The sequence below is a fragment of the Lentisphaera marina genome (assembly GCF_028745505.1).
GTDB classification, from domain to species: Bacteria; Verrucomicrobiota; Lentisphaeria; order Lentisphaerales; family Lentisphaeraceae; genus Lentisphaera; species Lentisphaera marina.
In genome coordinates, this window is sequence record NZ_JAQZZL010000002.1 from 2144168 (window position 1) to 2157011 (window position 12844).

Annotated in this window: 9 protein-coding genes; 6 read left to right on the plus strand and 3 right to left on the minus strand. The window is 38.6% G+C overall.

Annotated elements, in window-relative coordinates; all coding sequences use genetic code 11:
• Positions 1-22 precede the first annotated feature (22 nt).
• Together PQO01_RS19810 and PQO01_RS19815 are read right to left on the minus strand one after the other, a co-directional pair.
• A complete protein-coding gene (locus tag PQO01_RS19810) occupies positions 23-664 on the minus strand; it encodes a type II secretion system protein (protein WP_274315962.1) in 642 nt (213 codons plus the stop codon).
• An 86-nt stretch (positions 665-750) separates the two neighbouring features.
• Positions 751-2616, minus strand: a complete 1866-nt coding sequence (locus tag PQO01_RS19815) for a LamG-like jellyroll fold domain-containing protein (RefSeq protein WP_274315963.1) — start codon at positions 2614-2616, stop codon at positions 751-753.
• Between the two features lie 308 nt (positions 2617-2924).
• Here PQO01_RS19815 and PQO01_RS19820 point away from each other — a divergent pair, with 308 nt between their 5' ends.
• The gene (locus PQO01_RS19820; protein WP_274315964.1) at positions 2925-3524 is read left to right on the plus strand and encodes an RNA polymerase sigma factor; all 600 of its coding nucleotides are present in this window, start codon (positions 2925-2927) and stop codon (positions 3522-3524) included.
• 4 nt (positions 3525-3528) lie between these two features.
• Here the strand turns inward: PQO01_RS19820 and PQO01_RS19825 are convergent, their stop codons facing one another.
• Positions 3529-5484 (minus strand): serine/threonine-protein kinase, encoded by a 1956-nt coding sequence (locus PQO01_RS19825; protein ID WP_274315965.1) that lies wholly within the window; start codon positions 5482-5484, stop codon positions 3529-3531.
• Positions 5485-5648: 164 nt separating this feature from the next.
• Between PQO01_RS19825 and PQO01_RS19830 the strand changes: the two genes are divergently transcribed.
• The 5 genes from PQO01_RS19830 to PQO01_RS19850 all read left to right on the plus strand — a co-directional run bounded on the left by PQO01_RS19830 (position 5649) and on the right by PQO01_RS19850 (position 12822).
• Positions 5649-7052 (plus strand): sulfatase-like hydrolase/transferase, encoded by a 1404-nt coding sequence (locus tag PQO01_RS19830; RefSeq protein WP_274315966.1) that lies wholly within the window; start codon positions 5649-5651, stop codon positions 7050-7052.
• Between the two features lie 6 nt (positions 7053-7058).
• Complete coding sequence (locus tag PQO01_RS19835; protein ID WP_274315967.1) at positions 7059-9104, plus strand: hypothetical protein; 2046 nt, start codon at positions 7059-7061, stop codon at positions 9102-9104.
• A 15-nt stretch (positions 9105-9119) separates the two neighbouring features.
• Positions 9120-10535: a sulfatase gene (locus PQO01_RS19840; RefSeq protein WP_274315968.1), complete on the plus strand. Its 1416-nt coding sequence runs from the start codon at positions 9120-9122 to the stop codon at positions 10533-10535.
• Positions 10504-11220 (plus strand): leucine-rich repeat domain-containing protein, encoded by a 717-nt coding sequence (locus tag PQO01_RS19845; protein WP_274315969.1) that lies wholly within the window; start codon positions 10504-10506, stop codon positions 11218-11220. Before PQO01_RS19840 ends, PQO01_RS19845 begins: the two co-directional genes overlap by 32 nt.
• Before the next feature lie 114 nt (positions 11221-11334).
• Positions 11335-12822 (plus strand): sulfatase family protein, encoded by a 1488-nt coding sequence (locus tag PQO01_RS19850; protein WP_274315970.1) that lies wholly within the window; start codon positions 11335-11337, stop codon positions 12820-12822.
• Positions 12823-12844 lie beyond the last annotated feature (22 nt).

Below are 12844 nucleotides of genomic sequence, written 5' to 3' on the forward strand. Positions count from 1 at the left end.
TTAAACTTTAATCAAAAAATTATTACCAATCATTTCGCCAAAAACTCTGATCGTAAGTCGATGCAAAAGTTAGTAATGTGACACCGCTTAACGCTGCTAAATGCCCATCTTGGAAGTAAACGTTAGCTTTATCTTGGTGTCGCGCGATACGAGTTTTTTTATCCGAATGAAATATTTTGTCCGAAGTAAAATACCCCTTATACATATTATCAAAAGCATTGTAACTATCCATGTAGACCATCCGTTCAGACGAGCCCTTACCTGAATTTAAAAACAGATCAGAACTAATGTTAAATGATGAGCTCGGATCAAATTTCCAATTCATGGCCACATTGCTTTTCCAACCATCTGTACTCACATCTAAGCCCATTGGGCATTGCGCCGTGGCTGGCACCCAATTACCTAAAGACGGTTCCATGAAACCGTTTTTCGTCAAGGCTTTAATCGAAGAATCACCACTGTAATCAAAAGGAAATAAGCCTTCCCAATCTTCACTATACATATAGGCGGCCGTGCCAATTTGACGAATATTATTAGCACATGTTGCTTGAAAAGCTTTCTGACGTCCTTTTGATAATACCGGTAAAAGCATACTGGAAAGGACCCCAATAATGGCTATGACCACCAACAATTCGATTAGCGAAAACTTTTTATACCTGATCATCTAAACTACCTTCTAATTAATTGAATAAATTGTTTGTTAGCAAAGAATTCAAGCTAAATCACTTAGTGACAAGATTTATGATTTTTTTATTTAGCTAATTGAGAAATTTCTTCGGCGCTAATAGAGCGAGTCCAAATACACACCTCGTCAATTAAGCCTTTGAATGCTTTGACATTTAATTTATTGAATGCCTTGTTGGTATAGCCAAGGCCACCAATTGAAAGACGCATTGACTTAGTAAAATTCAAAGTAATATCACTGCCTTTCTTGATTCTTGTGACAGCTTTTTTCCCATTAACATAGATCAATACTTCTGATAGCCTACACGATTCTTTGGGCATAGTTACTGCTAAATGATGCCAGTTCCCATCGTTTATTTTTTCAGTAAGAGCCAATAAATTATGATCTTCGGAAATCACGACTTCTGGAAGTCCATTATTTATATGTAGGTTCATGAAACCTTTAACCGCCTTAGACCAAATTGATCCAGTATTTATAATGAGCTGATTTTCTTTAGAACTAGTCTTTATCCAAACAGAATATGATATGGGCTTACCATTATCAAGTGGTCCCATCCCATAGCTAGTCATGATCGCATTCTTACCAAATCTTCCCGCTTTCCCATGTTTACCAGGTACTAATTCAACTTTGTGATGTAGTGCATCATAGCTATTGGCAAATGATCCATTATTTGGGATTACACGATCACAATACACCCCACGCACCTGCTGTGATTGCTTCTGATTTTTCTTGAATTCTAATCCCGTAATAGGCCGCTCTGAGCAGAGAAATTCCTTCTCAAAAGAAAAGTTAAAGACGGGCTTATCGAGTTCTAAAAAAGCTAGTACTCCTGAATGAGTAAATTGAGGCTTTTTAGATGTTTTATCGATAATCAATACACCTGATTGTTCAAAATTATTATCTGAAACTGATGGGCCATTTTGCTTATAGCAAATGATTTTAATTTGATCATCACTTATGTCTATAGTCTGAAAATTATTAAAAAAGTTCCCTCGACTTACTACTTGGATCACATTTGAATGAGGATCTTTACTTACTGTGTTGGCATGAACTTCCCCCGCAAAATATATATCTACTTCATACTTACGAAGCACTTCCCAAAATAAGCTTTCTATTCCTCCAACCATCATCATCCCACTGCTATTTACTTTGCGAACAGGATAAATTACCGGAAGATGAGATTGTACAAAAATATGCCTGACTGATGAATCATTGCGCGCCGCAATTAATACTTTTTCTAACCATTCCAACTGTTCACCTGTGATGGTTCTTGTTACGCTGCCTTCATCTGATATACGCTTATCGGGGCTTTCTTGGTAAAAGGCATCAAGTGTTATAAACAGCACATTTTTATGCTGGTATGCGTATGCAGTGTCCTCGAAAGGCGTCCCTAAAGGCTGAGAAGGCACTTCGCCTATAGACTTATCATATAGAAAACTACCACCATTAGCTTTATAATTAAATGATTTTGCAAAAGCTTCCCTAAACTGCGGCTGACAATGTGCAAGCACTGAATTTTCCGGCCATGGGTTATCTCCCATTTCATGATCGCCAACTGCCATAATTAACTTAGAATATCCACCTTTTTCAAATGAGCTTATCATGCCATCATAACATAATTTACCTGCTGCTAGAATCGCTTCTTTAGGCGAGAGTTGTGGGTTAAATGATCTGATGAATTTAGGCGTATCCCAATGACCACCATTGCTATCTCCGGGCATAAGAATTAATTCACCACCATAATTATCTTTCAACATTTTTATATCGGCCACATCCTCTTCTATTGCTTGCTTCAACCAAGAGGGATTGTTAGTTGATTGGGTATATTTTTCTGCGTTATGCCAATCTGCAAGAAGTAGAAAACGCCAAGTTTCTTCAGCATTGATTAAGTTTGAAGTAAACACAATTAATAGTAATATTGGAATTTTCACTGAATTCTCCTGGTCATAATTCTTGATTGATTTTGTTAATAATTTCTTTATTTTATTAGCATTATAAATTTGATCAAAGCTTGTCCTTAATCACTAATTTCCTGATCATACACAAGAAATCCAGAACTAATTAATTAGTGACAAATTTAACGATTTATTGTACATCATCTAGAATTAAAAGCTCCGGAACTATGGCACTCAGCTTAAACATAAATTCTAATGAAAACTGCTAATCAGACAAGATTAAATCATGGAAAATAAGAAATTTGAGGTAGAGTAATAAATAAAAAACATTTAGTAAGGTAAGTATGAAAGAAGATCTAACGAGAATTACCCTCATACAAAAATTACAGACAGATTATAATGAAGATTCATGGGATGAGTTCATAAATTTATATCGTGGTTACGTATTCGTCATTATTAAGCGAATGAACTTTAGTGAAGAAGATTGTCACGATATTATGCAAACGACATTTCTAAAAGTCTGGAAAAATGTTGAACGCTTTGAGCATGGTGGATACAATGGCCAATTTAGAAGGTGGCTCGCTACTATTGCTAGAAATACCGCCTTGCGCTATCTACAAAAACAAAAAAGAGAATCAACAAAACAGAACCTTTTTAACATAGAAAAACAAGAAGTTGATCTAGAGGCTTATACTCAGCCAGAAATAGAAGCTTTAGCCGATAAAGAATGGGAACTCTACCTTTCCAACACCGCATGGCACAATATAAAAGACGATTTAAATAATAATCTACAAGCAATCTTCAACATGTCAGTAGAGGGCCTAACTCGTACGCAAATTGCCGAAGCTTTAGATTTACCAGAGAATACCATTTCCGTCTACAAAAGACGAGTTTTAAATAGCTTAAAAAAAGAAATCAAACGCCTGGAAAAGAAATTTAGTTAGAGTCCTAATCGACAAAGATGAATTGAATCTTCGGCATCTTCTCTATCACCGTAGGTTGTATTTGCCCTTGCCTTAAGATCACAATTTCAAGGCCTGGAACTTTTTGAAGTTCTGTAGGGCTTTGGATTTTCTTCCCCGTAAGAATAAGTTTTTTAACATAAGTCGAACCTAGTGTTCCAGAATGAAAAGTACCTGTGCCACTCAGATTTAATTCTCCGATGAATGAGCCCGAAAAAGCTGTTAATGCCCCTACTTTATGATGATCACTTAAATCTATTGAAGTAAAAACTTGCCCATCATTACTCATAAACTGAAGTTTCCAATTTTTCTGCAATGGGTTACAAGACTTCAAAACTTGATTAATTAAGTGAATTCGGTCTTCCGATAATTTGGAATAGCTCATTCTCGTTCTCATCATGCCGTTCGCCAACCACCTATGACCTACTTTATTTAATTCTTGAAGCATACTCGTAAAGTCCGCAATGGGCAACGCTGATTTGGGAGCCTTCAGCTTCGCATATTTTTTAAAAACTGGCGCCGCAGTTTTTATGAAGTTGGTATTCGAAATATGCTTGTCATAGATCTCAATTGCCTTGAGTAATTCTTCGTTATAAATATGAAGGACTAGGAGTTTTTTATGCACATCGAGATTCATTGGAGTGGCTTTTAAGGCAAAATCTAATTTCTCCTTGTAGCGCTTAGATTGCCATTTATCAAAACTAAAGGGTGTGTTAATAATATTCTTCGATGCCAATTCTGAAATTGTTAGTCGCTCTTCTCTTTCTATCTCATATAGTTTGAAATTTTGCTCTGCTTGAATGAGTGCATCAATAGCTTCTTTTTGAGACCTTTGTGCCTCTTGAAAAGCCACCAAAGTCGCCGCTTTTGATTCTTGTAATTTATTGATAAAGCCCGCAACTATGAGGACTAGCACAGTGACTGTGGAAGAAATCGCCACACAGGCTTTTTTATGACGTCTAAAAATGAGTTTAATTAAGGTTCCCAATCCTGCATTCTCTGCGTTAGTCGCAAAACCATCTAGGTAACGTTGAACTTCATCTGCCAGCTCAGCAGCTGATTGATAACGCTTTTCTGGGTCGTGTTCCATCGCTTTCAAACATACGGCATCTAGACTAACAGGAATGGCATTTGTCGAACTGACTTCTGAGGGTGCCGAAGCTCTGCGCTCAAAATTGATGTCATTGCGTGGAAAGGGCGTTTTATGACTTAATAAACTATAGAGGATACCACCTAGCGAATAAATATCTGTTCTTTCGTCAGTGAGCTTATCATGAGGACGAAATTGTTCCGGCGCCATGTACGATGGCGTACCCAAAATTTGATCTGTTGAATCCACTTCATCTATGGCCAAATCATTGTGGTCGCCCTCTGGAATAAATACGCGTTTTGCTAAGCCCCAATCATGGAGTAGAACTTCTTTATGGGCATCGATCTTTATATTATCGGGTTTTAAATCCAAATGAATGATGCCCCGAGAATGCGCATAGGAAATCGCATCACATATTTTGATAAAAATCCGCAGTGATTCATTTAAGCTGAGTTCTACCTGATCCGTAAAAATCAATTCACTTAAGTTTTTCCCTAAAACCAATTTCATGGTAAAATAAGGCTTGTCACCTACATGCACATCATAAACAGGTATGATATTTGCGTGCTCCAATAAGGCACTCATTTTGGCTTCGCGCTTAAATCGCCTAAAGTTCTCTGTCGATTCTTTATCCTCAAGTAAAACCGCGTACGCCACGTCACGAGCACTCTGCTGATTAAAGGCTCGGTAGATACTTTTGAGCCCACCACAAGCGATTTTTTCTTTAATTATGTAGGCTTGATCAAATGACTCGTCACTCATGGCTTCGTCACTTTCTTCCATATCCAAAAGTGCTAATATCCGGTCACTTGAATCAAAACACGCTTCGGGCAAAGTTTCATTATTTTTCATATGACGATTCCAAAGCTTATCCATAATTGATGATTTCTATAAAAAATTATAGCCTACAAAACAACCTAATGTCAATAATTGAAAGCTGTAAAAATAATTTTATCAATTCTTGTCACTAATGACTTACCAATGACTTATTTGCTTAAAATAAACTTGGAGTCCCAATGAAATCTATCTGTATAACATTCTTTCTATTTCTATTACCATTATCTATGATCGCCAGAGAACGCCCTAATCTAATTGTTATCATGACCGATGACATGGGTTACAACGACGTAGGTTTTAACGGTTGTAAAGAGATCCCTACTCCAGGCATTGATTCCATCGCTAAAAATGGCGTTAAGTTCACCAATGGCTACACATCCTATTCTGTTTGCGGCCCCAGTCGTGCTGGCTTTATGACCGGACGATATCAGCAGCGCTTTGGCTTTGAAAGAAACCCCCAGTGGAATATAACTGATCCCAATTCAGCTCTACCTAAATCGGAAATGACTATTGCTGAATCCCTTAAACAAGTAGGATATCACTGCGGAATCATAGGCAAATGGCACTTGGGTGCAGAACCCAGTCTACGTCCAAACGAACGGGGGTTTGATGAATTTTTTGGCCATCTAGGAGGAGGTCATCGTTACTTTCCTGAAGATCTTATCATCAAAAATACTGAAGATGTTAAAGGCGAAACCGACTCCTACATAAGCTGGATCACACGTAACGATACACCTGTAAAAACAACCAAGTATTTGACTGATGAATTTAGTGACGAAGCGGTGAGCTTTATTAAAAGAAATCACAGCAAACCATTTTTTCTTTTCCTCTCATACAATGCCCCTCACCTCCCACTACAAGCCAGCCAGAAATACCTTGATAGATTCCCCAACATAAAAGACCAGAAACGCAAGACTTATGCCGCAATGGTTAGTGCCGTGGACGATGGCGTTATGCAAGTAATACAAAGCCTAAAGGATTTTGGTATTGAGGATAATACTATTGTATTTTTCCTGTCGGATAACGGAGGAGCATCGCATAAAAACAAAGCGGATAATTTTCCTCTAAAAGGGAAAAAGTCTGATGTCTGGGAAGGTGGCTTTCGAGTCCCATTTGCCATGCAATACACTGGCGCAGTTAAAGGTAATCAAGACTTTGAACACCCCGTCACTTCTTTAGATATTTTTGCGACAATTTCTGCCTTGGCTAATTCTCCTATTAATCCGGGTAAAAAACTCGATGGTGTAAACTTAATCCCCTATGTAACTGGAGACAATAAACAAGCTCCGCACTCAGAAATATTTATCAGAAAGTTTGATCAATCGCGATACGTTGTTCGTCAGGGTGATTACAAACTCATTATACCATTCAAAGGTGCGAAACCACATCTCTACAATTTAGCCACTGACATAGGCGAAAATAATAATATTGCTGCTCAGCATCCTGAACGAGTAAAAGAATTAGATAAACTTAGAAAAGCCTGGGAAAGCGAATTAATGGATCCAGTCTTTTTGGGCCTCATGCAACTTGAAAGTCGACAGGCTAAAAAGTCCAAACAAAATGCAAAAACAGCTGAAAAATAATCCCAAATGAAGAATTTAATTTTACTATCACTCATTCTGATACCTCAACTTTGGGCTAATAATCCCTTGAGCCCATTTTCAGATGCAAATCCAAATTTGCTAGACCCATCTCAGATTCACTCCGACGCAAAAATCACTAAAATAAGCGAGGTCCCCAAATGGTCACTGAAGCAGAGTGAAAAAAAACTAGTGCCAGTAAGCCTCCATCCACCGAAAAACACTTTTTGGGACCTTGGCAATAAGCTTTGGTTTTGTGTCGATGTAAAAAACAATAATTTTGAAAAATCTTTTATCCGTGCGGAATTAAACTCAGGTAAAAAAAAGGTCTTAGGTGGCGTCGTTGTTGAAGGTAATCAAACAAAAACTCTCGCTATATTTTTACCAAAGGCAGATCCAAGTTTAGAGAAGTACCAAGATTTATATGGCCAGGTAAAATCTCTGCCTAATGGCAGTGTCAGTGTTCCGTGGCGTGAAATTGATTCATCGAAAATAACTAAGCTGCAACTCTTTTCTTATTCCAATTCTGGGGTGCACAACCTAGAATTTAGCAATTTTAGAAGCGCTGCGAATTATACTGCTCTTAATCACTCAAACTTTGCAAATTTAAATAGACCTTACTCAGATATTTATGGCCAAAGTACTCTTACTCAATGGCTGGGAAAAATCAAAAATGACCAAGACTTTCAAGAGCAAAAAAGAGTCGAGTTTGATGATCTTATAAAAAACCCAGGAGCACAAAACCTTACGAAATATGGTGGTTTATTAAATGGTCCAAGTTTTGAGGCCACCGGTCATTTTTATGTGAAAAAGATCAATTCAAAGTGGTGGTTTATCGACCCACAAGGAAAACTCTTTTGGTCTTTTGGGATTACCTCTGTGAACAACGCATCAATCACTCAGGAACCTCAGCTCCATAAACTCTTTCCAAATGTTATAGAACTCAACAAAAAACAAGGTTTAAAAAAGAACCTTTGGAATCCGAGATTACTCAATATTGAAAAAAAGTACGGTTCCAATTGGTCAGCTGATTACCCACCTATTCTGCACCAAAGACTTAAATCTTGGGGTATAAACACACTAGGGAATTGGTCAACAAAAGAGTATTACAGTCTTAAAAAAACACCCTACACTTTGGCTGTACATTATAAAAGTAAAAAACTATCTGATGATAAAAAAGCCCTTCCAGATATTTTTCATCATAGTTTCAAGGATGGTCTCCGAGACAGATTAATGCAATTCAGTGAGGAAGCTAATGATCCATGGTGTATCGGATTCTTCATTGATAATGAATTGGATTTCGGTACCAAGGCACTGCAATCTGGAATTAAAATCTTAGCGGCCAGAAAAACTTCCAGTACATACCTAGATGCCATTAATCAGCTAAAAAACAAGTACCCAACTATTGACCATTTAAATCAATCATGGGGAACTACATTCCCCAATTGGAACCAAGTGACCTGGAAAAAGCAAAAAACAACTCAGAAGTATAAAAGTGATTTACTGTACCTCGGCAGCCGTTATTTAGATAAATACTTCTCGACTTGCGCTCAATTCATGAAAGAATATGCTCCAAATAAACTTTACCTAGGAAGCCGAATTCACCGTAAAGAAAATTCTCTTGCATTGAAATTTTCAGCCAAGTACTGTGATGTCACCAGTATCAACTGCTACGACTTTTCACCTCTTATTATCAAACTCCCAAAAGATATAGACACGCCTGTGATTATCGGCGAATTTCACTTTGGAACACTCAATGAAAGAGGTGTATGGGGCGGTGGCTTATGCACTTCTCCTGATATGACCCAAGCTGCTGAACAATTGCAGCTATACCTGGAACATGCAATAGCTGATCCGCGTTTTGTGGGCGCTCACTATTTCCAACTCTACGATCAGGCACTTACTGGTCGCAAAGATGGAGAAAATTACCGCATTGGCTTTTTGAGTATAACGGATACCCCCTACCCATCAATGGTTACCGCCGCTCGCGAAATTGCTGCAAAAATGTATTCATTGCGTAGTGCTGAAAATTCATTACTCAGTCAAGATAAATAAACCCAAGGTCGATTCATGAAATTTAGAAAACTCATTTTTTTAAGTACTTTATTTATTAGTTCGCTTAGTGCAGAAACAGCACCTAACATACTTTTTATTGCCATAGACGACATGAATGATTGGACTGGTTTTTTAGGCGGCCACCCTCAGGCACAAACACCTAATATGGATACCTTGGCTAAAGCAGGCGTCAACTTTACCAATGCCCATTGTTCAGCTCCTGGTTGTTCCCCAAGTAGAAATGCACTCTTGTACGGGATCGAACCCTTTAACTCGGGCTTATATCCATTTTACGAGCACGAAATACACCAAGATTTACATCAGAAATACACCAGTCTCCCGCGCTTGCTTAAAGAAAACTCCTATAATACCTATGGCTCTGGAAAAATTCATCACGGCCCCAAGGGAGATTCCAGGGAATGGACGGGTTATTATGAGCCAAAAAACTTCAAAATGTCTTATGCGCAGGGTGAAGGTTATCAGGTCGGAAAATCCCATAAATCATCCTTCCGCCCCACCATATCACCTTATGAAGAACACCTTGATCATCAGTTCGTCGATTATGGCATAGATATTTTGTCCCAAAAACACGACAAGCCTTTTTTCTTAGCCGTGGGTATCGTTAAACCTCACCTCCCTTTTAACTCCCCAAAGGCATTTTTTGATGCGCTTCCAGCTGTGATCTCACCTCCAGAAATCCCTAATGACGACCTTAAGGACATTCCCAAAGAAGCCAAAAGCTTCTTAAAAACTAGAGATGATAAACAGTTCAAAAAAGATAAGGCTTGGGAAGATGTCCGCCGCGCCTATTTAGCCTGCATTTCCTGGGCAGATTATAATGTGGGTCGTCTAGTTAAAGCTCTTGAAGAAAGTGAATATGCCGATAATACCATCATTGTGCTGTGGTCAGACCATGGCTACCACATGGGAGAAAAAAATACCTTCCGCAAATTTACGCTTTGGGAGGAGTCGACTCGAGTTCCTTTTATCATCAAGGACCTCCGTCCCGAATCAAACTCTCAAAAGGGTAATTGTCATCAAGCTGTGTCGCTTATCAATATCTACAAAACGATTGCGGACTTCGCAGATATAAAAGTTCCTAACTATGTTGATGGCGTAAGCTTAAGCCCTCTATTACAGGATTTATCTAAGAAAATCAATTACCCTGCTATCACTTCGTGGGGGAAAGGCAACTACAGCATACGCTCCGATCATTGGCGCTACACACGTTACCATGATGAAACTGAAGAACTCTACTTTCACAAAACAGACGCCCATGAATGGCACAATCTTGCCCAGAATCCTGAATACGAAAACAAAAAAAATGAACTGAAAAAATTGTTACCTAAAAGTTCTCAGGACACTGTACAAAAGCATATAGCTACATGGAGCTTACAAGGTGCAGACAAAATCAGTAAAAAAAGTAAATGACAAAATTAAACTCAATGATGAAACTTTTAAACAGTTCATCACAACTCTAAAAGAAGAAGGTTTTATCGTATTCACCAATTTCATGCAAAATGTTTTTTTATATCAGCACCAAGGGCAACTCTTCAATAAACGCGCGTCTTACATAGAAGAATTATTCTCTCTTCTAAACCCCAATGCTTCACTAACTTATGATCCAGAAAAAGATAGAGTTAAAATTAGCGGAACTCCAATCTTAACTTACACCCCAGTATCTGGCTTAATGTTCAAAGGCCTTGACCTGCAAGGCACTTCATTTAGTGAAAGCTATTTTTTAAATTCTGTGATGAATCTAGAATATCTTAACTTATCAAGAACCGGTCTCATTAATATTCATCCTGTTTACAGCATGAAAAACCTTAAACATCTCGATATTTCCGGAACTCCCATTCGCTCCTTACTGGTTCATAATTCACATATAAAAATGGATTATTTAAACCTTTCTTCTACTCTGTTGACAAATTATAAGGGAAAGCAAAGAGAAGTCGATACAGTTGATCTTAGTAACTGCTATTCTCTTGATCCCATTTCAATATTTACGGTCGCTTACCCACCAAAAACTGTCATTCTAAATGAGAGTCAAATAGCTCAGTACCCGGACTTTTATATAAAAGCTGAAAAGAAAAATATTAGAATAATTCTTAAATAGTCCGCAAGGAAGAAATTAATCCTACTAATATTTTTGTGAAAGTGTAAAGACCTGAGTAATAACTAACGTTTAGTGACGTACAAAACATCAATAATCAAACTAAAGGTTCGTGTCATGTGTAAATATATTTTAATTATGAGCTTATTGATACTCTCAATAAATGCCGAGGAACGCCCCAACATTCTTTTTGCTATTGCCGATGATATGTCCCATGCCGCCTGCTTTGGCGACGCTTGGGTCAATACCCCCAACCTCGACCGCCTTGCAAAAGAAGGCATTCTCTTTGAGCACGCTTTTGTGAGCAATCCAAAATGCGGTCCCTCTCGTGCCTCAACGCTGGGTGGTCGCCATTTTTGGCAAATGCAGGAAGCTGCTATTCACTGGAGTCAATGGCCATCAAAAATAAAAATTTATACTGATATCCTAGCAGAAAATGGCTATCATGTGGGCTACACTGGCAAGGGCTGGGGGCCCGGCCGTTATAATAATGTTCGCGAACATAATCCCGCAGGTAAAGCTTGGAATAAAATAAAAAATGAAGCTCCTACAAAACTAATTAGCACCACAGATTATGCAGCCAACTTTAAAGAGTTCCTTAATGAAAAAAAAGCCGATCAACCCTTTTGCTTTTGGTATGGAGCCAAAGAACCCCATCGGGCCTACACTAAGGGTTCTGGCGTAAAATCCGGATTGAACCCTGCTTCAGTCAAAGTGCCTGCTTATTACCCTGATCACCCCGAAGTCCGCAGTGATTTACTCGACTATGCCCTAGAAATCAACTGGTTTGATCATCACCTCGGCCTGATAGTCAAGCACCTTGAGGAAATAGGTGAATTGGATAACACCATCATTATCGCCTTTTCAGACAATGGAGCGCCTTTCCCGCGCATCAAAGGCCAAATTTATGACGATGATATTCATCTCCCCATGATTGCACGCTGGGGTAAAGTTCACAAAGGTGGTGATGTGGTAAAAGACTTTGTCAGCAACATTGATCTAGGCCCTACTTTTCTCGAGGCTGCCGGAATTGCGATCCCCGCAGAAATGAGTGGCAAGAGTTTTCTAGATATCTTCCATGCCAACAAGAGTGGTTATATAAATCCAGCGCGCAACTTTGTTTGCGTAGGCCGCGAAAATCATGATTTAGGTCGTGAAGGCGACAAGGGCTACCCAGTTCGTGCCATTCGTACCGAAAAATTTCTCTATATCAGAAATTTTGCCGAAGATAGCTGGCCCTCGGGAAACCCAGAAACAGGCTTTACCAATATCGATAGTTCGCCAACTAAAAACCTCATTTTAGAACTTCATGAAAAAGGCAATAGCAAATACTTTAATTACACCATGGCTAAACGACCTAAAGAAGAACTATTTAGAGTTGATCAAGATTCCGACTGTGTCCATAACCTCGCTAATAACCCTGAATATTCCGCTATAAAAGAAAAACTCTGGAAACAACTCAGTGACAAGCTCAAAGCCACCAATGACCCACGAATGGGATCAAATCCAGATGTTTTTGATGAATACGAATATGTCGGGAAAGAAAGAGCTAAGCATTCCTGGGAAGCTTACGAAAAAAAGACTTTCAAAAAACAGACTTATTAACAATCTCTCAGTAAATTCTAGC